Source organism: Paenibacillus sp. FSL E2-8871 (genome assembly GCF_038000345.1).
Taxonomy (GTDB): domain Bacteria; phylum Bacillota; class Bacilli; order Paenibacillales; family Paenibacillaceae; genus Paenibacillus_AQ.
The window spans coordinates 4,764,848-4,789,716 of record NZ_JBBOBV010000001.1; the positions used below are offsets into that span (position 1 = coordinate 4,764,848).

18 protein-coding genes, 10 tRNA genes, 3 rRNA genes and 1 other RNA gene are annotated in these 24,869 nt (G+C 46.3%); 31 read left to right on the plus strand and 1 reads right to left on the minus strand.

Annotated elements, in window-relative coordinates; genetic code table 11:
- The first annotated feature begins 22 nt into the window (after nucleotides 1–22).
- From NYE25_RS21650 to NYE25_RS21800, 31 genes are all read left to right on the plus strand, one after another.
- Nucleotides 23–1,276 (plus strand): UDP-N-acetylglucosamine 1-carboxyvinyltransferase, encoded by a 1,254-nt coding sequence (locus tag NYE25_RS21650; protein WP_060623903.1) that lies wholly within the window; start codon nucleotides 23–25, stop codon nucleotides 1,274–1,276.
- A gap of 163 nt (nucleotides 1,277–1,439) precedes the next feature.
- Nucleotides 1,440–2,792, plus strand: coding sequence for a transcription termination factor Rho (gene rho / locus NYE25_RS21655; RefSeq protein WP_042123234.1), 1,353 nt, complete (start codon nucleotides 1,440–1,442; stop codon nucleotides 2,790–2,792).
- A 25-nt stretch (nucleotides 2,793–2,817) separates the two neighbouring features.
- Complete coding sequence (locus NYE25_RS21660) at nucleotides 2,818–4,095, plus strand: radical SAM protein (protein ID WP_042183978.1); 1,278 nt, start codon at nucleotides 2,818–2,820, stop codon at nucleotides 4,093–4,095.
- 131 nt (nucleotides 4,096–4,226) lie between these two features.
- Complete coding sequence (rpmE, locus tag NYE25_RS21665) at nucleotides 4,227–4,424, plus strand: 50S ribosomal protein L31 (protein ID WP_042123239.1); 198 nt, start codon at nucleotides 4,227–4,229, stop codon at nucleotides 4,422–4,424.
- Between the two features lie 116 nt (nucleotides 4,425–4,540).
- Nucleotides 4,541–4,809: signal recognition particle sRNA large type (ffs, locus tag NYE25_RS21670), an RNA gene on the plus strand.
- A 137-nt stretch (nucleotides 4,810–4,946) separates the two neighbouring features.
- Entirely contained in the window at nucleotides 4,947–6,722 is a 1,776-nt protein-coding gene (gene dnaX, locus NYE25_RS21675; protein ID WP_341146805.1) for a DNA polymerase III subunit gamma/tau, read from the plus strand.
- Nucleotides 6,723–6,769: 47 nt separating this feature from the next.
- Nucleotides 6,770–7,081 carry a YbaB/EbfC family nucleoid-associated protein gene (locus NYE25_RS21680; protein WP_042183982.1) on the plus strand — a complete coding sequence of 104 codons (312 nt, stop codon included), beginning with the start codon at nucleotides 6,770–6,772 and terminating at the stop codon, nucleotides 7,079–7,081.
- Between the two features lie 39 nt (nucleotides 7,082–7,120).
- Nucleotides 7,121–7,720, plus strand: coding sequence for a recombination mediator RecR (gene recR / locus NYE25_RS21685; RefSeq protein ID WP_042123249.1), 600 nt, complete (start codon nucleotides 7,121–7,123; stop codon nucleotides 7,718–7,720).
- A gap of 136 nt (nucleotides 7,721–7,856) precedes the next feature.
- Nucleotides 7,857–8,108 (plus strand): DUF2508 family protein, encoded by a 252-nt coding sequence (locus NYE25_RS21690; protein WP_052404100.1) that lies wholly within the window; start codon nucleotides 7,857–7,859, stop codon nucleotides 8,106–8,108.
- 43 nt (nucleotides 8,109–8,151) lie between these two features.
- Complete coding sequence (locus NYE25_RS21695) at nucleotides 8,152–8,409, plus strand: pro-sigmaK processing inhibitor BofA family protein (RefSeq protein ID WP_371915754.1); 258 nt, start codon at nucleotides 8,152–8,154, stop codon at nucleotides 8,407–8,409.
- Between the two features lie 302 nt (nucleotides 8,410–8,711).
- Nucleotides 8,712–10,269, plus strand: a 16S ribosomal RNA gene (locus NYE25_RS21700).
- Between the two features lie 124 nt (nucleotides 10,270–10,393).
- Nucleotides 10,394–10,510, plus strand: a 5S ribosomal RNA gene (rrf, locus tag NYE25_RS21705).
- 45 nt (nucleotides 10,511–10,555) lie between these two features.
- Nucleotides 10,556–10,632 (plus strand) — tRNA-Ile (locus tag NYE25_RS21710).
- Between the two features lie 21 nt (nucleotides 10,633–10,653).
- Nucleotides 10,654–10,729: transfer RNA gene (locus NYE25_RS21715), tRNA-Ala, on the plus strand.
- Nucleotides 10,730–10,868: 139 nt separating this feature from the next.
- Nucleotides 10,869–13,796: ribosomal RNA gene (locus tag NYE25_RS21720) — 23S ribosomal RNA — on the plus strand.
- Together the 16S, 23S and 5S rRNA genes with 10 tRNA genes alongside form the textbook arrangement of a ribosomal RNA operon.
- Nucleotides 13,797–13,878: 82 nt before the next feature.
- Nucleotides 13,879–13,970, plus strand: a tRNA-Ser gene (locus tag NYE25_RS21725).
- Nucleotides 13,971–14,000: 30 nt separating this feature from the next.
- Nucleotides 14,001–14,077, plus strand: a tRNA-Met gene (locus NYE25_RS21730).
- Nucleotides 14,078–14,085: 8 nt separating this feature from the next.
- A tRNA-Val gene (locus NYE25_RS21735) sits at nucleotides 14,086–14,161 on the plus strand.
- 33 nt (nucleotides 14,162–14,194) lie between these two features.
- Nucleotides 14,195–14,270 (plus strand) — tRNA-Thr (locus tag NYE25_RS21740).
- Nucleotides 14,271–14,283: 13 nt separating this feature from the next.
- Nucleotides 14,284–14,361, plus strand: a tRNA-Asp gene (locus tag NYE25_RS21745).
- Between the two features lie 66 nt (nucleotides 14,362–14,427).
- Nucleotides 14,428–14,500: transfer RNA gene (locus NYE25_RS21750), tRNA-Phe, on the plus strand.
- Nucleotides 14,501–14,509: 9 nt separating this feature from the next.
- A tRNA-Tyr gene (locus tag NYE25_RS21755) sits at nucleotides 14,510–14,595 on the plus strand.
- 5 nt (nucleotides 14,596–14,600) lie between these two features.
- Nucleotides 14,601–14,673, plus strand: a tRNA-Lys gene (locus NYE25_RS21760).
- A 149-nt stretch (nucleotides 14,674–14,822) separates the two neighbouring features.
- Nucleotides 14,823–15,917 (plus strand): PucR family transcriptional regulator, encoded by a 1,095-nt coding sequence (locus NYE25_RS21765; RefSeq protein WP_042183986.1) that lies wholly within the window; start codon nucleotides 14,823–14,825, stop codon nucleotides 15,915–15,917.
- Nucleotides 15,918–16,031: 114 nt separating this feature from the next.
- Nucleotides 16,032–17,153 (plus strand): ABC transporter ATP-binding protein, encoded by a 1,122-nt coding sequence (locus NYE25_RS21770; RefSeq protein ID WP_042123255.1) that lies wholly within the window; start codon nucleotides 16,032–16,034, stop codon nucleotides 17,151–17,153.
- A 210-nt stretch (nucleotides 17,154–17,363) separates the two neighbouring features.
- Nucleotides 17,364–18,302, plus strand: coding sequence for an HPr(Ser) kinase/phosphatase (gene hprK, locus NYE25_RS21775; RefSeq protein ID WP_042183988.1), 939 nt, complete (start codon nucleotides 17,364–17,366; stop codon nucleotides 18,300–18,302).
- Nucleotides 18,303–18,314: 12 nt separating this feature from the next.
- Nucleotides 18,315–19,346: a prolipoprotein diacylglyceryl transferase gene (lgt, locus tag NYE25_RS21780; RefSeq protein WP_076286835.1), complete on the plus strand. Its 1,032-nt coding sequence runs from the start codon at nucleotides 18,315–18,317 to the stop codon at nucleotides 19,344–19,346.
- Nucleotides 19,347–19,351: 5 nt separating this feature from the next.
- Nucleotides 19,352–20,008, plus strand: a complete 657-nt coding sequence (ppaX, locus tag NYE25_RS21785; RefSeq protein WP_076286834.1) for a pyrophosphatase PpaX — start codon at nucleotides 19,352–19,354, stop codon at nucleotides 20,006–20,008.
- The gene (locus NYE25_RS21790) at nucleotides 20,005–20,514 is read left to right on the plus strand and encodes an acyltransferase (RefSeq protein ID WP_341146806.1); all 510 of its coding nucleotides are present in this window, start codon (nucleotides 20,005–20,007) and stop codon (nucleotides 20,512–20,514) included. Before ppaX ends, NYE25_RS21790 begins: the two co-directional genes overlap by 4 nt.
- 293 nt (nucleotides 20,515–20,807) lie before the next feature.
- Nucleotides 20,808–22,004: an acyltransferase gene (locus tag NYE25_RS21795; protein WP_341146807.1), complete on the plus strand. Its 1,197-nt coding sequence runs from the start codon at nucleotides 20,808–20,810 to the stop codon at nucleotides 22,002–22,004.
- Nucleotides 22,005–22,046: 42 nt separating this feature from the next.
- Nucleotides 22,047–23,201 (plus strand): acyltransferase, encoded by a 1,155-nt coding sequence (locus NYE25_RS21800; protein WP_341146808.1) that lies wholly within the window; start codon nucleotides 22,047–22,049, stop codon nucleotides 23,199–23,201.
- A 72-nt stretch (nucleotides 23,202–23,273) separates the two neighbouring features.
- Here NYE25_RS21800 and gntK read toward each other — a convergent pair whose 3' ends face one another.
- Entirely contained in the window at nucleotides 23,274–24,803 is a 1,530-nt protein-coding gene (gene gntK / locus NYE25_RS21805; RefSeq protein ID WP_341053375.1) for a gluconokinase, read from the minus strand.
- Between the last annotated feature and the right edge of the window lie 66 nt (nucleotides 24,804–24,869).

Below are 24,869 nucleotides of genomic sequence, written 5' to 3' on the forward strand. Positions count from 1 at the left end.
GTAGGGGGAAATTGATAAATCTATGGAAAAATTAATGATTGGCGGTGGACGTCCGCTAGAGGGCGTTGTAACCATCAGTGGAGCAAAGAATAGTGCTATTGCACTTATTCCTGCGGCGATTTTGGCCGAATCTGAAGTTGTTCTTGATAATTTACCGTCCCTTAGTGATGTAGCCGTTTACTCCGAAATCTTGCAAGAGCTTGGCGCAAGTGTATCTTGGTCAGGCAACCAGATGAAAATTGATCCTTCGCGTATTGTATCTATACCTATGCCTAATGGTCCGGTTAAGAAACTTCGAGCTTCGTATTATATGATGGGAGCTCTACTTGGAAGATTCAAAGAAGCGACAATAGGTCTACCCGGTGGTTGTAACTTCGAACCTCGTCCAATCGATCAGCATATCAAAGGATTCGAGGCACTAGGAGCAACAGTTACCAACGAACATGGTTCTATCCACTTATATGCTAAAGAGCTACGCGGTGCGAAGATTTATTTAGACGTATCAAGCGTAGGTGCCACTATTAACATCATGCTGGCGGCTTCACGTGCCAAAGGCTCCACAATTATTGAAAATGCGGCTAAAGAGCCTGAGATTATAGATGTAGCAACCCTATTGAACTCTATGGGCGCTGTTATTAAAGGCGCCGGTACAGAAACCATCAGAATCGAAGGGGTATCGGAGATGCACGGTTGCCGTCACTCCATTATTCCCGATCGGATTCAAGCAGGAACTTATATGATTGCCGCTGCGGCTACGCGTGGTAATGTGTTGATAGATAACGTTATTCCTAAGCACTTGGAAGCTTTAACGGCCAAGCTTTTAGAGATGGGCGTTGATATTGAAGAGCTTGACGAAAGTATTCGCGTTATAGGTAGAGCTAAATATGAGCACGCAGATGTCAAAGCGTTGACCTATCCTGGCTTTCCTACAGATTTACAATCTCCTATGACAAGTATGTTGACACAGGCGGAAGGCGTTAGTGTGCTTAGCGATTTCGTCTACAGCAACCGTTTTAAACATGTGCCAGAATTGGTACGTATGGGCGCGAAAATACGCGTTGAAGGCCGTTCTGCAATTATTGAGGGTGGTAAGCTTAACGCTGCAAAGGTGAAAGCGACTGATTTACGGGCAGGCGCTGCTCTTGTCATTGCTGGATTGACAGTAGGGGATGGGATCACCGAGGTGACCGGCGTAGAATATATTGACCGTGGTTATGATAATTTAGTGAGCAACCTTCGACAACTTGGTGCTCATGTTTGGCGTGAGAACGAATAAAATTAGGATATCCCGTTTGGAAGGAGGTTTATTTGCTTATTTACCGCATATATCCTTCCAAATTGGGTATTAATATCCTAATGGGCATTTTAATAGACTCATCATTTTGCCTAGTAGATAGACTAGGGCGAACTCATTTAAAAATTGAATAGGTGGTTATTACATGGATCTTCAAATTTCCGATTTGGAAGAAATGAAGCTGACCGAGTTGTATAAGCTGGCCAAGAAATACCAGATCCCTTATTACGGACAGCTGAAGAAACGGGAACTGATCTTTGCGATCCTTCGGGCACAGGCAGAGCAAAGCGGTCTTATGTTTATGGAAGGCGTACTGGAAATTCTACCCGAGGGCTATGGATTTCTAAGGCCGATTAACTATTTGCCTAGCGCTGAAGATATTTATATCTCAGCCTCACAAATTCGGAAGTTTGATCTCAGAAGCGGAGATCTTGTATCTGGGAAATGCCGGACGCCGAAAGAAAATGAACGATATTTTGGCCTGCTTCAAGTCAATGCCGTTAATGGCGAGAACCCTGCTAGCGCAGCGGAGCGACTACATTTTCCAGCATTAACACCACTTTATCCGCAAGACAAGCTACCGCTTGAAACATCCCCTACTCATTTGTCTACCCGAATAATGGATTTGCTCGCTCCTGTAGGTTTGGGGCAGCGGGGTTTGATTGTAGCACCTCCTAAAGCAGGAAAAACGCTCCTCTTGAAAGAAATTGCCAATAGTATTTCCACTAATAATCCTGAGATTGAACTCTTTGTATTGCTAATAGATGAGCGTCCCGAAGAAGTAACTGATATGCAGCGTTCAGTAAAAGGCGAAGTGGTTGCATCGACGTTTGATGAGCTTCCAGAGAATCATATTAAAGTGGCCGAACTTGTGTTGCAAAGAGCTCTTCGTTTAGTTGAGCACAAGAAGGATGTAGTTATTCTTTTAGACAGCATTACCCGTCTTGCACGTGCGTATAATCTTGTGGTTCCACCATCTGGACGCACGCTTAGTGGGGGGATTGACCCAGCAGCCTTTCATCGGCCGAAACGGTTTTTTGGCTCTGCACGGAATGTTGAAGAGGGCGGTTCACTGACTATTTTAGCAACTGCTTTAATTGATACCGGATCACGTATGGATGATATTATTTATGAAGAGTTTAAGGGTACTGGTAATATGGAGCTTCATTTGGACCGGAAATTGGCGGAACGCCGTATATTCCCTGCTATTGATATTCGTCGTTCAGGTACACGTCGTGAAGAAGTGCTCTTGAGCAAAGAAGAGCTTGATACGATCTGGGCGATTCGCAAAAATATGAATGAATCCTACGATTTTGTGGAGGGATTCATCAAAAAGCTGCGTGATACAAAGACTAATGCTGAATTCTTAGCATCATTTGACGTTGCGGGAGCTAAACAATCGCCAAATGGAACTGCAAGTAGCGGAGGAACTTCCAACAGTGGTACGGCTGCTCGTCGCACAACACGGGCAAAGACTTCTTCAGTACCTACAACTTGAGAATTGATAATAAGAGGAGACTAACATGTATTTGGTATATGCCGACGGGCAAGGAAACGTATATGATCATCCAGAACTGTACGGGTTAGCCCGTAGTGGGGATATGATCGTTGAAATGTTGGAGGAAGAGTTGATTCCGCTGCCTGAAGGCGCCACTCTTGTGGGCTTGCCTAGTACGCGGGCTGTGGGTATGGATCCTGAGACAGGTGAAATGATGGCGTTGCCGGATGGCTCACAGGCTGTAGGCGCGCTGCTGCCTCAGGGCTATACTCGCTTGTGTCTTCCTGGGTATGTAAAGACAGATAAGTCTTACAAGCTTCCTCTGTTTGGGTATTCGGCTGTAGTGTGGAAGGATGGCGGGTTCTATGTTGCGGCGGATCCAACCGATAATCCGGAGAAGTGGAACCCACTGAACTGTGATAAACAGGATCTTGAGGTAAGCGTTGGCGAGTTGACTGCCAAATATCCTGATAACCGTCTCTATGAGCATCTTTCTAACTGTGCGCTTGGTTATGAATGCCTGACTTCCTCCAACACCTTCTTAGGGCGTTGGGAGGGCGGTGTACCTGTCTCTTATTCATGTAATGCTGGATGTTTTGGCTGTATTTCTGAGCAACCTGATGATAGTGGTTTTGTGTCTCCGCAGACTCGTATGAATTTCCGACCAACGGTCAATGAAATTTCACAAGTTATGTTGGAGCACTTGAAGACGCCTGAATCGATTATCAGTTTTGGACAAGGCTGTGAAGGTGAGCCTTCTACGCAGGCAAAACTTATTATAGAAGCAATCCGTGAAGTGCGCTCGATTACTGACATGGGCTACATTAATATCAACACCAATGCTGGCTTAAGCGATCATATTCGTGGAATCGTCGATGCTGGGCTGGATTTGATGCGTGTCAGCACGATTAGTGCTCTAGATGATCATTACAATGCTTATTACAAACCACGTGGCTACACATTGGCTAATGTAGAGAAGTCTTTGAAATATGCTGCCTCGCAAGGTGTTTACACATCGATCAACTATCTGATTTTCCCTGGAGTAACTGATCGCGAAGAAGAGATTGAGGCGATGGTGGAGTTTGTAAGACGTACGGATCTGAAGCTTATTCAGATGCGTAATCTGAACATTGATCCAGAGAGTTATCTGGAGTTAATTCCTCCTGCTAAGGGTGAAATTCTCGGCATGAAGACGATGCTGGAAATTTTCCGGGACGAATTGCCGGATGTTGTTATTGGTTCTTACACACATGTACCACCAGCAAATATGGCTCGGGTAAAGCAACGGCAACTCAACATTTAATAGATTAAATGTACCAATGAATTACCAATGAAACATATTGATCAATTGAATTTTTCGTGCTAAAATACCACAGTGTAATCATATAACTCTGGGTCCGCATGAGGCTTAGGGCATGAGAGGTGAAATTCAAAATGCAAGCAGCAATTCAACCAAAGTATAACTTAACTAAGGTAACCTGCGCATGTGGCAACTCTTTCGAAGCTGGCTCTGTTAAACAAGAGCTTCGTGTTGAAATTTGCTCCAGCTGCCATCCTTTCTTCACTGGCAAGCAGAAGTTCCTGGATGCCGGCGGTCGCGTTGATAAATTCAAGAAGAAATACGGTATCTAATTGGAATAGCCGCTTAGCGGCTTAATGGTTAGATCGAGCTCCCAGCTTTCTCGCTGGGGGCTCATTTTATGTCTTGGAGTTGATTTTTGTCCGGGCGTGAGCTATACTTATCTTCGCCGTGCTAGACGGGGAGGTAGCGGTGCCCTGTAACTCGCAATCCGCTGTAGCGAGGTTGAATTCCTGTTAGAGGTGCTATCGATGTGAGGCCTTGGTTCCTACGGGCTGTGTTGACGGTTGGGTCCTCCGCAATGAGTGCTTATGAACCTGGTCAGGTCCGGAAGGAAGCAGCCATAAGTAAGTTTACTCTTGTGCCGGAGGGTGGCCTAGCCCGAGCAGTCATGTAGGGTTGCCGCTTGGATCGTAGTCATCAATAACAGGTGCACGGTTTATAATTCTGTTTATAACAGCATCTTTGCCACAAGCAAAGATGCTTTTTGTTTTTGGTCAATAGCCGATGAATATAGTATAATAAATTTGCGACAAATGCCGGGAAAGAGGCAGCCTAAGAGAGGGTAATGCATAGTGGAACATATCGCGCTGTACCGTGCTTGGCGGCCGCAGTCGTTTCAAGACATGGTTGGACAACAGCACATTATCCAAACGCTGCAGAACGCAATTCGTGAACAGCGGGTTTCGCATGCCTATCTGTTCAGTGGTCCGCGGGGAACTGGTAAGACAAGTGCTGCTAAAGTCTTAGCGAAAGCGGTCAATTGTGAACGTGGGCCAGGTCCGGAGCCTTGCAACGAGTGTCCTTCCTGCTTGCGAATCACTGCGGGTAATGTGATGGATGTGCAGGAAATAGATGCGGCATCCAACCGGGGCGTAGAAGAGATTCGCGACCTCCGGGACAAGGTGAAATATGCACCTACCGAGGTGCGCCGTAAAGTGTATATTATTGATGAAGTGCATATGCTGACAACAGAAGCATTTAATGCGCTATTAAAGACATTGGAAGAACCGCCGTCACATGCAATGTTCATCCTTGCGACTACGGAACCTCATAAATTGCCAGCGACGATCATTTCTCGTTGTCAGCGTTTTGACTTCCGCAGAGTAGCTTTGGAAGAGCAGACAGCACATCTAAGTGCTATCTGTGAGAAGGAAGGGATTACAGCTGATGTTAACGCATTGCAGTATATTGCCCGCCTTTCTGATGGGGGTATGCGCGATGCAGTGAGTTTGCTGGATCAGATTTCATCTTTTACAGATGGCAAAGTTACGTACGAGCAAGTCCTGGGGATGACCGGAGGGATACCCTCTGAGCAATTTGCGCGTCTTGCCACTGCCATATTGGAAGGTGATATGGGTCTTCTGCTGGAGCTTGTTGAACAGCTTATGCATGAAGGTAAGAGTGCTGATAAATGTCTAGAGAATCTTATGTATTATTTCCGTGATTTATTGATGATTAAGATGGTACCTGGGGCTGATCAACTGACGGAGCGAGTGCTTAATCCCGCCGAGTTTAAAGATATGGCCACCGCATTTTCCCGGGATCGTCTGTTTCAGATCGTAGATACACTTAATAAGTACCTGGGTGAAATGAAATATGCTACTCATCCGCAGACTTTGTTTGAAGTCGCGCTGATGAAGCTTTGTAGCTTGCAGCAAGAGGAAAGTGAGACCGCATCAGCTGCTCCGTTAGGTGCATTGCAGGCTGGATCAGTGGTGAATGCTCCTGCAGTCCACTCTGGTGAACTGGATCTGCTCAAGAGACAGATTACTGCGCTGGAGAAAAAGCTGGAGCAGGCATTGCAGTCCGGTGGTATTTCCGGAGGTGGGCGAGATGGTGCCTCTTCTGCGAAATCGAATCCGACTCCAAGTTCTGCGCCTAGAATCTCTGCAACCTCCAAAATGCCTCCAAATGTTGATAAGTTTATTGCTGGTAAGGATAGTCCTGATTTTGCAGCTATCTACAAACAGTGGAGTCTTGTCTTGCAAGGGGTAAAAGAGGAGAAGGTAACGGTTCATGCGTGGTTTGTAGACGGAGAACCTGTATCTGTAATGGACGATGCTGTGCTTGTTGCATTTAAGAACACGATTCATCGTGATACAACGGAGAAGCCAGCAAACAGACAGGTCATTGAGAATGTGTTTGCAGCGCGTCTTGGTAAACCTTATAGACTGGTAACTATTATGCAGCGCGATTGGAACGAAGCCGCTCAGAAGTCTGTTGGACAGCCTAGCAAAGAAGAGTTGCGGCTAGAGCATGAACATGATACTGCAGATGCGAAATCTGAACCTTGGATTGATGAGGCTATCCAGCTTTTTGGAGAAGACCTTGTTGTCATAAAAGAGTAATGTAAGCATACTAGCGCAAATTGCGCATTCCAAAGGAGAGATGATGTATGAATAATATGAACCAAATGATGAAGCAAGTTAAGAAAATGCAGGAGCAAATGCTTAAAGCTCAAGAAGAACTAGGTGGCAAGGTAATTGAAGGCTCATCAGGTGGCGGTGTAGTTACAGTTCAAGTTAATGGCCACAAAAAGTTGCTTTCTATCCAAATCAAGCCAGAAGCTGTTGATCCGGAAGATGTTGAAATGCTACAGGATTTGGTAATCACTGCAGTTAATGATGCTTTGACTCAAGCTGAAGACCTTGCGAACAATGATATGGGTAAATTTACTGGTGGAATGAAGATCCCGGGCTTGTTCTAATTCACTCACTCCACTTTCGTCTAAAGGAGAATTATTAATTTGTATTATCCCGAACCGCTAGCCAAGCTGATCGATGCTTTTACGCGCTTGCCCGGGATTGGGCCGAAGACAGCCGCCCGGTTAGCTTTTCATGTGCTTAACATGAAAGAGGATGACGTCATTGATTTTGCTAAAGCGCTAGTAAGTGTCAAGCGTAATCTTCATTATTGCTCCGTCTGCTGTAATATTACGGATACGGACCCGTGTAAGATATGTCAGGACAAAACTAGAGATCCTTCAGTAATCTGTGTGATCCAAGACTCCAAGGATTTGGTGGCAATAGAACGAACCAAAGAGTTTAATGGGTATTATCACGTTCTGCAGGGTGCGATTTCACCTATGGAAGGTATAGGCCCTGATGATATTCGCTTGAAGGAATTATTGACTCGTTTGAGTGATGAAAGAGTGAGTGAGCTTATCATGGCGACTAACCCCAACATTGAGGGTGAGGCAACGGCGATGTATATTTCTCGTCTAGTTCGGCCTTTTGAGATTAAAATCACCAGAATAGCCCATGGCTTGCCTGTTGGTGGCGATCTTGAATATGCCGACGAGGTTACCTTGTCCAAAGCGTTGGAAGGCCGTCGTGAGCTATTCTAGTAGCTCTAAAGTCGTGTTTTTCAAAAGGAGGCCCCCTGGGCCTCCTTTTTTTGTTCTAAGTTTGTCCCTATCTCGATATGAATGAGAATAACGAGATGTAATTTTGCATCGAAATTATTCTGAGGAGGAATGAGTAATGGGATGGTGGACCTCATTGTGGCGGGGAGCAGATGAAGAACAGGGTAGAAAAGATACGGAGGGCTGGGAAACGTTGCTGGAGGTTCGTAAGGCGCAATCTGAGTGGGAGAGAGCGTACCTAATGTTTGATGAAGCGTTGGGTCAAGATCAAATTGATTATGCTATTTATATTTTAGAGGCAGCAGAGCGTAAGTATCAGATACATCTCAAACATGCAAAGAGCATTGGATTAAATAGCAGTCAGATGTAGGCGCTAGCCAAATGAAAATATAGGAGGGATCAACATGCTAAGAATGTTAGCTATAGGAGTACTGGTGATATCGGTTGTATTGTTGAGTGTAATTGTATTCCGGAAAAAACTTGGCTTTGGATGGCTTAGTCTGTTCGGAGCTCATTTGGTACTGGCTGCGCTCGCGATATATGTAGTGAATTTCTCGGGTTTAATCACACAAGTTCATATTCCCCTGAATCCGGCAACCATAGGCGCAGTAACGGTTCTTGGCCTTCCAGGCGTAGTAATGTTAATAGGATTAAGAATTATTTTGTTTTAATGCTTGACGTGAGTTTGAAAAATATGATACATTAAGTCTCGCCCCTTTGGACAAGATGTTGATTAACAACTTGCTGAAACGGTAAGCGAAAAAAAGAAATTAAAAAAACGCTTGACGAAAACAAAGGTACTGTGATATATTATAAGGGTCGCTGCTGACAAGCAACGACAACGAAAGATGAGACATTGATCTTTGAAAACTGAACAACGAGTGAGTAGGAAATCACGAAAGTGAAATCCAAAATTAGAGAATTAATTTTCTCGTCAGATGTTTCAAAATGAGCATATCGCTCTTTTCAATACTAATTGGAGAGTTTGATCCTGGCTCAGGACGAACGCTGGCGGCGTGCCTAATACATGCAAGTCGAGCGGAGTTATTTTGAAAGCTTGCTTTCAAAATAACTTAGCGGCGGACGGGTGAGTAACACGTAGGCAACCTGCCCCTTAGACTGGGATAACTACCGGAAACGGTAGCTAATACCGGATAATTTCTTTTTTCTCCTGAAGAAAGAATGAAAGACGGAGCAATCTGTCACTGAGGGATGGGCCTGCGGCGCATTAGCTAGTTGGTGGGGTAACGGCCCACCAAGGCGACGATGCGTAGCCGACCTGAGAGGGTGAACGGCCACACTGGGACTGAGACACGGCCCAGACTCCTACGGGAGGCAGCAGTAGGGAATCTTCCGCAATGGACGAAAGTCTGACGGAGCAACGCCGCGTGAGTGATGAAGGTTTTCGGATCGTAAAGCTCTGTTGCCAGGGAAGAACGTCCGGTAGAGTAACTGCTACCGGAGTGACGGTACCTGAGAAGAAAGCCCCGGCTAACTACGTGCCAGCAGCCGCGGTAATACGTAGGGGGCAAGCGTTGTCCGGAATTATTGGGCGTAAAGCGCGCGCAGGCGGTCATTTAAGTCTGGTGTTTAAACCTTGGGCTCAACCTGAGGTCGCACTGGAAACTGGGTGACTTGAGTACAGAAGAGGAAAGTGGAATTCCACGTGTAGCGGTGAAATGCGTAGATATGTGGAGGAACACCAGTGGCGAAGGCGACTTTCTGGGCTGTAACTGACGCTGAGGCGCGAAAGCGTGGGGAGCAAACAGGATTAGATACCCTGGTAGTCCACGCCGTAAACGATGAGTGCTAGGTGTTAGGGGTTTCGATACCCTTGGTGCCGAAGTTAACACAGTAAGCACTCCGCCTGGGGAGTACGGTCGCAAGACTGAAACTCAAAGGAATTGACGGGGACCCGCACAAGCAGTGGAGTATGTGGTTTAATTCGAAGCAACGCGAAGAACCTTACCAGGTCTTGACATCCCTCTGAATCCACTAGAGATAGTGGCGGCCTTCGGGACAGAGGAGACAGGTGGTGCATGGTTGTCGTCAGCTCGTGTCGTGAGATGTTGGGTTAAGTCCCGCAACGAGCGCAACCCTTAACTTTAGTTGCCAGCAGGTAAGGCTGGGCACTCTAGAGTGACTGCCGGTGACAAACCGGAGGAAGGTGGGGATGACGTCAAATCATCATGCCCCTTATGACCTGGGCTACACACGTACTACAATGGCCGGTACAACGGGAAGCGAAACCGCGAGGTGAAGCCAATCCCATCAAAGCCGGTCTCAGTTCGGATTGCAGGCTGCAACTCGCCTGCATGAAGTCGGAATTGCTAGTAATCGCGGATCAGCATGCCGCGGTGAATACGTTCCCGGGTCTTGTACACACCGCCCGTCACACCACGAGAGTTTACAACACCCGAAGTCGGTGGGGTAACCCGCAAGGGAGCCAGCCGCCGAAGGTGGGGTAGATGATTGGGGTGAAGTCGTAACAAGGTAGCCGTATCGGAAGGTGCGGCTGGATCACCTCCTTTCTATGGAGAATCGTCTTCTGCAATGAAGACATTCAAATCGGAAGTTAAACTTCCACAATAGAACCTTCGGGTTCGAACACTCACTCGTGTTCAGTTTTGAAAGAGCAAGTCTCTTTCGTATGCGTTTGGTGGCGATAGCGGAGGGGTTCCACACGTACCCATCCCGAACACGACCGTTAAGCCCTCCAGCGCCGATGGTACTTGGACCGAAGGGTCCTGGGAGAGTAGGACGCCGCCAAGCGAACAACCATTTTTTGGTTGATTCACAATATTATATATGTTATATGGGCTTTTAGCTCAGTTGGTTAGAGCGCACCTCTGATAAGGGTGAGGTCGGTGGTTCGAGTCCACCAAGGCCCACCATATGACATTATATCCTTTTATGGGGCCATAGCTCAGCTGGGAGAGCGCCTGCCTTGCAAGCAGGAGGTCAGCGGTTCGATCCCGCTTGGCTCCACCATAATTTTTAATTCAATACCTTCTTTAAACTTGATCCTTGAAAACTGGATACCGAAACGAATTTGCGTTTTAGAACATCTTTTAGCAACTTGTGCAAACAAGTAAATGTTATTAGTGAGATTTTTCCTAAGAAAAATCAAGGTTAAGCTAATAAGAGCACACGGAGGATGCCTAGGCGCCAGGAGCCGACGAAGGACGTGGCGAACAACGAAACTGCCTCGGGGAGCTGTAAGCAAGCTTTGATCCGGGGGTGTCCGAATGGGGAAACCCAGCTGTGGTAATTCGCAGTTACTCATCTCTGAACACATAGGAGATGTAGAGGCAGACCAGGGGAACTGAAACATCTAAGTACCCTGAGGAAGAGAAAACAATAGTGATTCCGTCAGTAGCGGCGAGCGAACGCGGAACAGCCTAAACCTAAGAGCTTGCTCTTAGGGGTTGTGGGACGTCTCACATGGAGTTACAAAGGAATATGGTAGGTGAAGAGGTCTGGAAAGGCCCGCGATAGAGGTAAAAGCCCTGTAACCTAAACTGTGTTCTCTCCGAGACGGATCCCGAGTAGTGCGGGGCACGTGAAACCCCGTATGAATCCAGCAGGACCATCTGCTAAGGCTAAATACTACCTGGCGACCGATAGTGAAACAGTACCGTGAGGGAAAGGTGAAAAGCACCCCGGAAGGGGAGTGAAATAGAACCTGAAACCGTGTGCTTACAAAAAGTCAGAGCCCTATTAATGGGTGATGGCGTGCCTTTTGTAGAATGAACCGGCGAGTTACGTTTAACATGCAAGGTTAAGTCGAGAAGACGGAGCCGCAGCGAAAGCGAGTCTGAATAGGGCGAATGAGTATGTGGACGTAGACCCGAAACCGTGTGATCTACCCCTGTCCAGGGTGAAGGTGCGGTAACACGCACTGGAGGCCCGAACCCACGCATGTTGAAAAATGCGGGGATGAGGTGGGGGTAGCGGAGAAATTCCAATCGAACTCGGAGATAGCTGGTTCTCCCCGAAATAGCTTTAGGGCTAGCCTCGGTATAAGAGTAGTGGAGGTAGAGCACTGATTGGGTGCGGGGTCCGCAAGGATTACCAAGCTCAGTCAAACTCCGAATGCCATATACTTATTGCCGGGAGTCAGACAGTGAGTGCTAAGATCCATTGTCAAAAGGGAAACAGCCCAGACCATCAGCTAAGGTCCCCAAGTGTGTGTTAAGTGGGAAAGGATGTGGAGTTGCACAGACAACCAGGATGTTGGCTTAGAAGCAGCCACCATTGAAAGAGTGCGTAATAGCTCACTGGTCGAGTGACTCTGCGCCGAAAATGTAACGGGGCTAAACACACCACCGAAGCTATGGCTAGATACTATGTATCTGGGGTAGGGGAGCGTTGTATGTGGGTTGAAGGTGTACCGTAAGGAGCGCTGGACAGCATACAAGTGAGAATGCCGGTATGAGTAACGAAAAGATCAGTGAGAATCTGATCCGCCGAAAGCCCAAGGTTTCCTGAGGAAGGCTCGTCCGCTCAGGGTAAGTCGGGACCTAAGGCGAGGCCGAAAGGCGTAGTCGAAGGACAACAGTTTGAAATTACTGTACCACCGTAATCCGCTATGAGCGATGGGGTGACGCAGGAGGGTAGTGACGCGGACTGATGGATATGTCCGTCTAAGCAGTGAGGCTGATGTGTAGGCAAATCCGCACATCGTTAAGGCTGGGCTGTGATGGGGAGCGAAAATTACAGTAGCGAAGGTCATGATCTCACACTGCCAAGAAAAGCCTCTAGCCAGGAGAAGGTGCCCGTACCGCAAACCGACACAGGTAGGCGAGAAGAGAATTCTAAGGCGCGCGGAAGAACTCTCGTTAAGGAACTCGGCAAAATGACCCCGTAACTTCGGGAGAAGGGGTGCCCCGGTAGTGTGAATAGCACGAGGGGGCCGCAGTGAAAAGGCCCAAGCGACTGTTTAGCAAAAACACAGGTCTGTGCGAAGCCGCAAGGCGAAGTATACGGGCTGACGCCTGCCCGGTGCTGGAAGGTTAAGGGGAGTGGTTAGGGGTAACCCGAAGCTATGAACCGAAGCCCCAGTAAACGGCGGCCGTAACTATAACGGTCCTAAGGTAGCGAAATTCCTTGTCAGGTAAATTCTGACCCGCACGAATGGCGTAACGACTTGGGCGCTGTCTCAACGAGAGATCCGGTGAAATTTTAATACCTGTGAAGATGCAGGTTACCCGCGACAAGACGGAAAGACCCCATGGAGCTTTACTGCAGCTTGATATTGAATTTGGGTACGATCTGTACAGGATAGGTGGGAGCCGTAGAAATCGGAGCGCAAGCTTCGGTGGAGGCGCCGTTGGGATACCACCCTGATCGTATCTAGGTTCTAACCTAGTACCCTAATCGGGTACGGGGACCGTGTCAGGCGGGCAGTTTGACTGGGGCGGTCGCCTCCTAAAGAGTAACGGAGGCGTTCCAAGGTTCCCTCAGAATGGTTGGAAATCATTCGAAGAGTGCAAAGGCATAAGGGAGCTTGACTGCGAGACCTACAAGTCGAGCAGGGACGAAAGTCGGACTTAGTGATCCGGTGGTACCGCATGGAAGGGCCATCGCTCAACGGATAAAAGCTACCCTGGGGATAACAGGCTTATCTCCCCCAAGAGTCCACATCGACGGGGAGGTTTGGCACCTCGATGTCGGCTCATCGCATCCTGGGGCTGAAGTAGGTCCCAAGGGTTGGGCTGTTCGCCCATTAAAGCGGTACGCGAGCTGGGTTCAGAACGTCGTGAGACAGTTCGGTCCCTATCTGTCGTGGGCGCAGGAAATTTGAGAGGAGCTGTCCTTAGTACGAGAGGACCGGGATGGACGTACCGCTGGTGCACCAGTTGTTTCGCCAGAAGCATGGCTGGGTAGCTACGTACGGACGGGATAAGCGCTGAAAGCATCTAAGCGTGAAGCCCCCCTCAAGATGAGATTTCCCAATTAGTAAGACCCCTTGAAGACGACGAGGTAGATAGGTTGGAGGTGGAAGTGCAGTAATGCATGGAGCTGACCAATACTAATCGGTCGAGGGCTTATCCTATACTTAATACGCAAATTCAATTCGGATTCAGTTTTCAGGGAGTCAAATTCCTGTTTGGATTGCTGTGGTACTGATATCGTTTGGAGAGATACCCAAGTGGCTATAAGGGGACCCTCTGCTAAGGGGTTAGACTGCGTAAGCGGTGCGTGGGTTCGAATCCCACTCTCTCCGCCATTTTCAATCCATAGCATTTCTAATTATTGTGGCGGTGTAGCTCAGCTGGCTAGAGCGTACGGTTCATACCCGTGAGGTCGGGGGTTCGATCCCCTTCGCCGCTACCATAATACCTGGAGGCTTAGCTCAGCTGGGAGAGCATCTGCCTTACAAGCAGAGGGTCGGGGGTTCGATCCCCTCAGCCTCCACCATTATTACTTTTTTAGATTTACTTTTTACACCGTGCCGGTGTAGCTCAACTGGTAGAGCAACTGACTTGTAATCAGTAGGTTGGGGGTTCAAGTCCTCTCGCCGGCACCATTATTATCAATGCGGAACCGTGGTGTAGTTGGCCTAACATGCCTGCCTGTCACGCAGGAGATCGCGAGTTCGAATCTCGTCGGTTCCGCCATTTTTTTCCACAAGACTAGGGTGGGAAGTTTAATGCTACCACTTTATTTTTATGTCAATTTAATATGGCTCGATAGCTCAGTCGGTAGAGCAGAGGACTGAAAATCCTCGTGTCGGCGGTTCGAATCCGTCTCGAGCCACTTTTCCCTGGGGGATTAGCGAAGTGGCCAAACGCATCAGACTGTAAATCTGCTCACGTACGTGTTCGGTGGTTCGAATCCATCATCCCCCACCATTTATGAGCCATTAGCTCAGTTGGTAGAGCACCTGACTTTTAATCAGGGTGTCGAAGGTTCGAGTCCTTCATGGCTCATCCCAAACAGAAAGTCATCACCTTATGGTGGTGGCTTTTTTTGTGTTTTATGGTTGTATTATAGTAGCGCGCTACTGTAGCGATTAACATAATATAAGAGAATATGCTAAAATAGGCGAAAAGAGCAAAAGTGGTGGAGCATGGTGACTATGGATAGTGAGACATTGCGGAAAAAATTAGAGCAGCTCACCGGAAAGAGAACCGGAATCAAGCAGTTAGGGAGGCAGCATTCAGCTTCTCTTTTTAGCATGGGATTAGAAGGACAGGATCAGCTGGTAATCCATGAGGGTCATCTTTGGGCACCTTTGTATGAGAGTGACGGACGTATAACCGCTGTCTGGGTAGAAATGGAGGGGCTCACCTCTCTGGAAGTACAACTGGTCAACTATGCAGTTCGAAATTTTGCTATTGCACTTAAAGCTACAGGGCTTAGAGAAGAAGGTGAAGTGGAGGCGCGGCAGCTTGGCGCTTGGTTGAACACGGAGCTAGAGCAAGAGAAGAATGACACTGAAATTCCCGATGAGATCACCCTAAAGGGACGTCTGTTCGGAGATATGATTCCATTCCTCCTTAGTAGTGAGATTGCCCATAGTCCACAGATCTCTTATCGTTCACTGATGAAATTACTGCGTAGCTATTTTGAGAACGAAATTCTGCTCATTCCCCTTCAAGAGAAGGAATGGTTAATTTTAGCTCGTAAAGAATTACTTACGGGCGGGGATGATAAGGATGATGAAGAAGAGAGTGTAGATGATCTTCTAGCACAGACTAGTATGGGGTTACATGAGCTGATAGCTAGTGAATGGGTAGGGGTATTCCATTTGGCAGTAGCTCCGGCTATAGTCCCTGTTAAGGGATTGACTGGATCTGTAGCTTTGCTCAGGGAGACGATTGTACTCGGTCGTATTTTTCAAGTAGGAGAGTATATTCATTTACCTTGGGAACTGCATTTGGAACGTTTGGTTAACAGCATTCCTGATGTACGCCGCAAACAGTTGCTTGGACAAATTGGTGACTACTCCTCTGTACTATCAGATAAAGAAATGCTGCTGACTTTGGAGACCTTTTTTGAGATGGACTGTAATGTAAGTGAAACCGCCAAGAAGTTGTATATCCATCGAAATACGCTGCTTTACCGTCTGGATAAGATAAAACAAGAGACCGGAGCAGATGTACGAAGCTTTGGGGACGCTGCTATTGTTAAGCTTACTATGCTTTTGTATAAAGTGACGAAAAGGAAATAGGTTTTTTGTGAACCTTACAAATAGCCATAGTGTCCCGACTGGGGTAATATAAATGTACAAGGAAACAGAATTTTTATATTAACTAATTAATAATTAACTCGAGGGGGAAATACAATGGCAGGCGTACGTTTAGAGCATATTTTCAAAAAATACCCGGGTTCAGATAAAGCAACAGTAATCGATATCAATCTTGATATTAAAGATAAGGAATTTCTAGTATTGGTTGGACCTTCCGGTTGCGGTAAATCCACAACTTTGCGTATGATCGCTGGTTTGGAAGAAATCTCCGAAGGTAAAATGTACATTGGCGATCGTGTAGTTAATGACGTTGCACCTAAAGACCGCGATATCGCGATGGTATTCCAATCCTACGCCCTGTATCCGCATATGAGCGTATACCAAAACATGGCTTTCGGTTTGAAACTTCGTAAAGTGAAGAAGGATGAAATCGACAAGAAAGTTCGCGAAGCTGCTAAAATTCTTGATATCGAGCATTTGCTAGATCGTAAACCAAAAGCGCTTTCCGGTGGTCAACGCCAACGTGTCGCTTTGGGACGCGCTATCGTACGTGATCCACAAGTCTTCTTGATGGATGAGCCTCTTTCCAACTTGGATGCTAAACTTCGTGGTCAAATGCGTGCTGAAATCACTAAACTGGTTAAGCGCCTTGAAACTACTTGTATCTACGTAACGCATGACCAAACAGAAGCTATGACAATGGGTGATCGCATCGTAGTTATGTATGATGGTATCATTCAACAAGCAGCTTCCCCTGAAGAGTTGTACAATGAACCTACAAACTTGTTCGTAGCTGGATTTATCGGATCCCCTACAATGAACTTTATCAATGGTACTTTGTCCGAAGTGAGCGGTTCTATCCGTTTCCGTGCTGAGAACCTTGATGTTGAAGTACCAGGCGGAAAAGCTCAAATCATCCGCAACAAAGGTTACATCGGTAAAGAAGTAATCATGGGCGTTCGTCCAGAAGATATCCATGAAGAGCCAGTATTCTTGGAAGCTTCCCCGAACACAATCTTCACTTCATTGGTTGATGTTACTGAAAACCTTGGTCACGAAATGCTCCTTTACTTGAGCGGCCTTGGTAAATCTACTGTAATCGCTCGTGTAGATGGACGTTCCACTACTCGCGAAGGCAGCAAGCCTAAATTGGCTATTGATATGAACAAAATTCACTTCTTTGATAAAGAATCCGAAGCTAACATTTTGTTGGGATAAGATTGTAAAGATCTTTTCTCTCTTGATAAAGCCACCCGAAAGGGTGGCTTTATTGTTTAGATGGCCCCTGTTTGGTTAGGCGCTAAGATTGCATTCATAAGCGTTATCAATTAAGATAGCAGGAGAATTACCTCCGGAATGTAAAGAGATCGCTGCCAACCGGACGCAGTAAGCGGACAAATACCGCAGGTGACGAAAGGACGAAATTACATGGCTAAGAAAGTAAAAGTATCTGAATTGGTACAGCATTTTCAATTAGAGGTTATTTCCGGCCAGGAAGGTCTAAAGAGACCCATTACGGTCGATGACCTGAATCGCCCTGGACTAGAGATTGCTGGTTATTTTGAATATTATCCAGAAGAACGTGTTCAATTGCTAGGCAAAACAGAACTCGCTTTTTTCTCCATGCTGCCCGAAGCTGAGCGGAAAAGTCGACTTCGTGGAATTTGCAATGATAACACACCTTGTATTGTAATTACACGTGGTTTGGAAGTGCCTCAGGAGTTAATTGACATAAGTAATGAAAAGGCTCTTCCTGTGCTTCGCAGCTCGATGGCTACGACTATTTTCTCCAGCCGTTTGACGAGCTTCCTAGAAGGAAAATTAGCCCCTACGGCGACTATTCATGGCGTACTTTGTGATGTATATGGTGTAGGTATGCTAATTACGGGTAGTAGTGGGATTGGTAAAAGTGAAACAGCCCTTGAACTCGTAAAACGCGGTCATCGATTGATTGCTGATGATGCCGTAGAGATCCGTCAGACTTCAGATAACCAGCTGCATGGTACAGCCCCTGAGTTAATCCGTCATTTACTGGAGATCCGTGGAGTAGGTATCATTAATGTAATGACACTTTTTGGTGCGGGTGCCATTCGTAATCATAAACGGATTACACTTGTTGTTAGATTGGAAGCTTGGCAGCAAGACAAGCAGTATGATCGACTTGGACTTGATGAGGAAACGACACGGATTATTGACACAGATGTTCCGCTTGTAACGATTCCCGTACGCCCAGGACGTAACCTTGCAGTTATTATAGAGGTTGCAGCGATGAACTATCGCCTGAAACAAATGGGCTTTAATGCAGCCCTGCAGTTCACGAATAAGCTAACTGCGACCATATCTGAAGATATGGATGATCTCGATTAGGAGTGTGAGAGAATGTTCCCATTAGCACTAAATCCTATTGTCTTCTCAATTGGATCACTGCAAGTACACTGGTACGGATTAATACTAGGTTTCGGTGCACTCGCGGGGTTATTTCTTGCGATCCGCGAGGGCAAACGGTTTGGTATACCACAAGAATTCTTTATGGATATGCTGCTGCTAGGTGTGCCTTCGGCCATTATTGGGGCACGGATTTACTTTGTAGCGTTTAAATGGGAGGATTATAAGGATAATTTAATAGATGTCTTTAAGATCTGGAATGGTGGCATCGCCATTTACGGTGCGTTAATTGGAGCCATTATTTGCGGGATTATTTATTTCCGCTATAAAGGCTACCCCTTCTGGCGTATCGTTGATATTTGTGCACCTGGACTACTTGCGGGTCAAATGATTGGACGCTGGGGAAACTTTGTCAACCAAGAGGCATACGGCAGCGTGGTTGAAGAGTCTTTTTTACGGGATAAACTGCATTTACCGGACTTCATTGTGAACCAAATGTACATAGGGGATGCTTTTCATCATCCGACCTTCTTGTATGAATCTCTTTGGAGCTTACTGGGTATCGCGCTACTAATGCTACTTCGTCGTCAGAAGTTTGTGCGAGCCGGTGAGATCTTCATGTCTTACTTTATATGGTATTCCATCGGTCGTTTCTTCATTGAAGCCATACGTACGGACAGCTTGGCCTTTAATGGAAGTGCAGGCTTGGCATCCTTTATGAACGGATTGTGGAAACCGATGGAATGGTTAGGCTTTGAGCAAGGATACTTGGACCCAAGCTATGGAAATATTCGTATTTCTCAGCTGCTTGCTCTACTGATCATCGTCGCAGCTGTACTGCTTATCATTATTCGTAGGGTCACCGGAGAGCCTAAAGCACATTATTCTGATCCTATCGTATGTACTAAACCAATCAAAGCAGATACCATAGTGCCTGAAAGCGCAGTAAATACACCGCAGAAAGCTCGTCACGGGGCTCAACCTGAGCAAGGACAGCCAGCGGATGGAGATAAGAAGGAGCAGTAAAGCTTATGATAGAATGCGTTCTTTTTGATCTAGATGGAACGATTGTCGATACGAATGAGCTAATTATTAGTTCGTTTATGTACGCGCTGAAGGATAATGGTCTAGCTCCACTCACTAGGGAAGAGATTATTCCGCATATGGGCACAACCCTTCAGCAACAGATGAGAGTCTTCTCTGGACTTGAGGATGTAAGTGGTGCGCTTGAGAAATCCTACCGTTCTTATAATTATGAACATCACGATGAGTTAGTACGTCCCTTTCCTCAAGTGAATGAGACAATGGAAGAGCTCTTACGTCGTGGAATTAAAATGGGGATTGTGACCACAAAAATTCGTCCAACAACGATTAAATCGCTTGAGATGTTTGATTTGCTAAAGTACATGGATACGATTGTGACGGTGAACGATGTTACTGAACCAAAGCCACATCCAGAGCCTGTTCTGACAGCAGTCAATAACCTTGGTGTTGATCCTCGTAAAACTCTTATGGTGGGTGACAGTACGGTTGATATTCAGTCAGCAAAAGCTGCTGGTGTATATGCGGCTGGAGTATCGTGGTCTTTAAAAGGCGAAGAGACTCTCCGCAAGTATGATCCCGACTATATCATCCATAACATGAAGGATATTATAGAAATTGTGGAGCGAGGAACGAGTGAATCGTGAGAAACGTAACCCGATATCCTGTAGAAGGTCATAACTCACTTTGGTACATTTACCGTACGGTCAGCCCGTGGAAGGGTGTCCGCAATTTTATTTTTATTCAGATTGCCCGTTATTGCCCGATTCTACCGTTAAAGAACTGGATCTATCGTCAGATTCTCGGGATGAAGGTAGGCAAGCATACCTCCTTCGGTCTGATGGCGATGGTGGATGTATTTTTTCCGGAAAAAATAACGGTGGGTGAGAACTCTATTATCGGTTATAACACGACGATATTGGCGCATGAGTATTTAATCAAGGAGTATCGCCTGGGAGAAGTAGTGATTGGTGAAAATGTATTGATTGGCGCGAATACAACGATTCTTCCCGGTGTAACCATCGGTGATTGGGCAGTTGTTGCCGCAGGATCAGTAGTACACAAGAATGTGGCGGCTGGCTCTTTTGTAGGAGGCAATCCACTGCGAGAGCTACGTCTAGCTTCATCGGAAGATTCTTCGGAACAAGTGTAAAAGATGCTTCGTAAACCCTGCAGTTTCATATTGCGTTTTTTTAGCGCAGGATCTGCAGGGTTTCTTGCGTCTTGGAGAAGCATATTAAGAAAACTTTAAGATCTTCTTAAGTTTTTTATTCGGATGTAGGCGGTATAATTAACCTTAGTAATCACGTAAATCCCACGCTAGGCATTCAGCGTCAAATATCAGAATGTAAATTCAGCAAGTGCAGACTTCCTGGTATGTTCAGTTTCCACATTCCGCTTAGCGTCTCTATGAACAACCATCATAGTAGAGAAGAGGAATTTAATATGAATACTGTGAGACAGGAAAGGCTGCCCCAGCTGGATATTTTCAGAGCTCTAGCTATATTAGGAGTGCTGCATGTGCATGCCTCATCTTTTGCTGCTGGAGAGCAGGCACTGCATTCACCTTATTATTACTGGCTGAACTGGATTAACATTTTCTTTAAATTCGGTACGCCCTCATTTATTTTCCTTAGCAGCTTCGTATTGTTTTATAATTATTATGGTCGTCCTGTGACACGTAGCTTGATCATTAATTTCTACCGTCGACGATTAAAGTATATCTTACTGCCTTATTTGCTAGCTTCTATGGGCTATTATGCACTAACTCTATATGTGAACGGACGATTGATGCAGAACTTTGGAGACAACTTGTTAAGCTTTTCTAGAGCGTTATTTTCGGGTTCCGCATATGCGCATTTGTATTTTGTCTTTATTAGCATTCAGTTTTATTTGCTTTTTCCAGTGCTGCTTAAGCTACTGCAGAGTTGCCGCTTCTTAATGAAATGGGCGATACCGGTGGGTTTGGCGCTTCAGTGGGGTTTTATTTTTTGGAATAAGTACGAACTGCACATTGTTGAAAAAGGGAGCTTGGCGATCTCCTACCTGGCCTATTATATGATGGGTGCTTATCTCGCCATTCACTTTGAGAAGGTGAAGCTGTGGTTGATAAAGCCATGGAGTGAGCTGGCTGCCAAGCAAAAGAGATGGACTGCCTTATTAGTGAGCTTGTGGTTAATTGCAGCCTTTATCCATGTGCAGCTATGGTATGTAGCCCGCCATTTTGGGGTGTGGACGGATTCGCTGTGGTACGAGCTGTTATGGAATGTTCATACGATGTTATCGGCATTGGTTCTGATATACGCTGCATTTTTGCTTTATCGTAAGGCCCCTCGTGTGATCGTTGCTTTCTTGACTCGTTTAGGTGAGTTGTCATTTGCAATTTATTTGATTCATCCGCTATTGCTGGCGATATATCGCAGGTTCCGATATCATATTCCCTTGGAATCGCTAACTTATGTGTTCTTCATCTATGGAGGACTTGTAGTTGCACTGGGAGGAAGCTGGTTCATGGTGCAGTTTGCTTTTCGCCGAATTTCTAAGTCATGGATCTTCTTGGGAAGTGTTCCTCGGTCTCTAGAGTCTAGTTCCAAGGTAAAGTCAGGACATGCCTCGGAGGAGATGAGGAAGGTTAATACTTGATTAGGCATCATTTTGATGCGGAGCTTAACAGGAGGAAAGATAATGAGACAAAAAGAAAGAATTCCGCAGCTGGATATTTTTCGAGCGATTGCTATTTTTGCAGTGCTAGCTATTCATGCTACTTCGCGAACGTTGGCGGAGACACTAGGTACAAACATGTTTCATCCGTTCTTATTTATTAATAAATTCAGCCAGTTTGCTGTACCTTCATTCATATTTTTGAGTGGGTTCGTGCTGTTCTATAACTATATTGATCGTCCTCTGGGCGGAAAGACGCTGGGGAAGTTCTACAGTAGAAGGCTGCTTTATATTATCGTGCCTTATGTACTATTTTCACTGTTGTATTTTGCATTAAAAATGACGGCGGGACATACATGGAGTTTACCTCCAGGGGAGATGGCTTCTAAGCTTTGGAAGTATTTGTGGACAGGAACAGCATACACGCATTTGTATTATATTATTATCATTATTCAGTTCTACGTATTGTTTCCGCTCATTCTGTGGTGTCTGCAAAAGGTTCGTCGTCTGGCGGCTTGGGCACCGCTAATCGGATTGGTTCTACAATGGGGTTTTGTGTTGCTGAATAAATACATGACTAATAACGGGTATTGGCAGTTGTCCAAGGGCAGTCTGGCAATCACTTATTTCTCGTATTTCTTGCTGGGTGCTGGGATTGCAGTATATTATCCTTCTTTGAAAAAATGGCTGGTACCTTCACGTGAAGGCTGGCGCGCCGGTAAAGGTCCGGTATGGATTACGTTGTGGTTGTTGTGGATCGTAGCTGGGGTTGTTCATGTTGAGCTATGGTTTAACAACTATACGAAGAAAACAGTCATCAATAGTTTATGGTATGAGGGATTCTCTAACCTTCATGCGCTACTCTCTTGTGTGGTGTTGCTACAAGTCTCCTTCTTATTGTACGGAGCGGGCCGAAGCTTGCTCACAAGACTGTTGTTATCTGCCGGAGCTTGCTCTTTTGGAATCTATTTACTGCATCCGTTACTGCTATTTTTCTATAGAAAATTACCGTTTCACGGGGGTTCTCTTGCATATACCGCAGCGATTGCTGGGGGTTGGCTCTTTGCGTTGTTAGGTTCATGGGTGGTAGTGGCCTTTGCCTTCCGATATATTAAATCGGCTTGGATCATCTTCGGCTCGGGTCCACAGAAAGCAAAAGCAGAATCCAAAAGTGCATAGTCTATTGCAAGGAAATATAAAAGCGTCGGTTTTCCCACATATGTGGGCAGACCGACGCTTTTTATTTTTGCCCTATTCTCCAGCTTGTTCTCGCTGAAATTCTGCAATGGCTTGATACTGGCTTTCGAGACTACGGTAGACAGAAATATAGATCGGCAGCAGCTGCTTGTATATTTTGGTATGTTCATCCAATGGATCATGCTTATAGGTTGAACCAATCATGTCAAACACCACATCAAAGGAATCTACACGACCCGTAGCATAAAGGCCAAGTACAACCGCACCGAGGCAGGAGCTCTCGATACTCTCCGGAATGACAACCTCCTGATCAAAGATATCAGCCATCATCTGCCGCCACACTGAGGAGCGGGCGAAGCCGCCAGTGGCAAGGATTCTGCTTGGGCGTCCGATTTGCTCTTCCATAGCAAGGAGAACCATATACATATTGAAGATTACGCCCTCTAGTACTGATCGAATCATATGCTCCTTATGGTGGTTCATAGTAAGACCAAAGAAGGAGCCGCGGGCATCCGGATTCCACAGCGGCGCCCGTTCTCCAGTCAAGTAAGGATGGAATAAAAGTCCACCGCTTCCCGCAGGAACTTGCTCTGCAATGCGAGTCAGAACCTCGTAAGGATCAATGCCTAGTCGTTTGGCGGTTTCAACTTCAGAGGCCGCGAACTCGTCTCGTACCCAGCGGAACAGCATGCCGCCATTATTGACGGGTCCTCCGATCACCCAATGTTTTGGGGTTAAGTTATAACAGAAGGTCCGTCCTTTGGGATCGGTGAGAGGCTGATCCACTACGGTACGAATTGCTCCACTCGTACCAATCGTAGCGGCCACTACACCGGGTTCAATTGCACCTACGCCGAGATTGGACAGGACGCCGTCACTGGCGCCAATAACAAATGGGGTTGTAGGGAGCAGCAGAAGTTCCTCAGCTAGTCCAGGGAGCAGCCCTTGCATGATCTGCGTGGTGGGAACAAGCCGCGAGAGTTGATCCGCTGTAATATGAGCAATCTCTAAAGCTTCTTTATCCCACTCTAGATTCTCTAGATTGAGCATGCCTGTGGAAGAGGCAATGGAATGATCGATGACGTATTCGCCAAACAATCTTGCGAATATGTATTCTTTAATGGAAATAAATTTATAGGTTTGTTGGAATACGTCAGGCTGCTCTTCACGAAGCCACATTAGCTTGGTGATTGGAGACATTGGGTGTATAGGTGTACCTGTGCGTAGATACAATTCATGACCGTTTAGCTCATCCTTCAAACGAAGTGCGCATCCGGCACTGCGATTATCAGCCCATGTGATGCAGGCAGTTAGGGCCTTACCCAGTTTATCAACTGCAATGACACTGTGCATGGCTGAACTGAAGGAGACGAATAGGATTTCATCCGCAGATACACCGCTTTGCCGCATAACTTTAGAGATAGTATGGAAGACTGCACTCAGGATTTGTTCTGGGTCCTGCTCCGCTATTGAGGGTGAGGGCTGATGTAAGGGATATCCTACATTAGCTTGTGCAGCTATGGCTCCTTTTTCCTCGAAGAGAACTGCTTTGGTACTTGTAGTTCCAATATCAACGCCAATCATATAGGATTTAGTCACGCATTAGCCCTTCTTTCTAGTTGTAAGTAGATTTTTAGAACACTAATTACA

Bases quoted from the DNA above. Each gene is read 5' to 3' on its own strand.
- NYE25_RS21650 (WP_060623903.1), top strand. From the start codon at position 23: ATGGAAAAATTAATGATTGGCGGTGGACGTCCGCTAGAGGGCGTTGTA.
- rho (WP_042123234.1), top strand. From the start codon at position 1,440: ATGGATCTTCAAATTTCCGATTTGGAAGAAATGAAGCTGACCGAGTTG.
- NYE25_RS21660 (WP_042183978.1), top strand. From the start codon at position 2,818: ATGTATTTGGTATATGCCGACGGGCAAGGAAACGTATATGATCATCCA.
- rpmE (WP_042123239.1), top strand. From the start codon at position 4,227: ATGCAAGCAGCAATTCAACCAAAGTATAACTTAACTAAGGTAACCTGC.
- NYE25_RS21680 (WP_042183982.1), top strand. From the start codon at position 6,770: ATGAATAATATGAACCAAATGATGAAGCAAGTTAAGAAAATGCAGGAG.
- NYE25_RS21690 (WP_052404100.1), top strand. From the start codon at position 7,857: ATGGGATGGTGGACCTCATTGTGGCGGGGAGCAGATGAAGAACAGGGT.
- NYE25_RS21695 (WP_371915754.1), top strand. From the start codon at position 8,152: ATGTTAGCTATAGGAGTACTGGTGATATCGGTTGTATTGTTGAGTGTA.
- NYE25_RS21765 (WP_042183986.1), top strand. From the start codon at position 14,823: ATGGATAGTGAGACATTGCGGAAAAAATTAGAGCAGCTCACCGGAAAG.
- NYE25_RS21770 (WP_042123255.1), top strand. From the start codon at position 16,032: ATGGCAGGCGTACGTTTAGAGCATATTTTCAAAAAATACCCGGGTTCA.
- hprK (WP_042183988.1), top strand. From the start codon at position 17,364: ATGGCTAAGAAAGTAAAAGTATCTGAATTGGTACAGCATTTTCAATTA.
- lgt (WP_076286835.1), top strand. From the start codon at position 18,315: ATGTTCCCATTAGCACTAAATCCTATTGTCTTCTCAATTGGATCACTG.
- ppaX (WP_076286834.1), top strand. From the start codon at position 19,352: ATGATAGAATGCGTTCTTTTTGATCTAGATGGAACGATTGTCGATACG.
- NYE25_RS21795 (WP_341146807.1), top strand. From the start codon at position 20,808: ATGAATACTGTGAGACAGGAAAGGCTGCCCCAGCTGGATATTTTCAGA.
- NYE25_RS21800 (WP_341146808.1), top strand. From the start codon at position 22,047: ATGAGACAAAAAGAAAGAATTCCGCAGCTGGATATTTTTCGAGCGATT.
- gntK (WP_341053375.1), bottom strand. From the start codon at position 24,803: ATGATTGGCGTTGATATTGGAACTACAAGTACCAAAGCAGTTCTCTTC.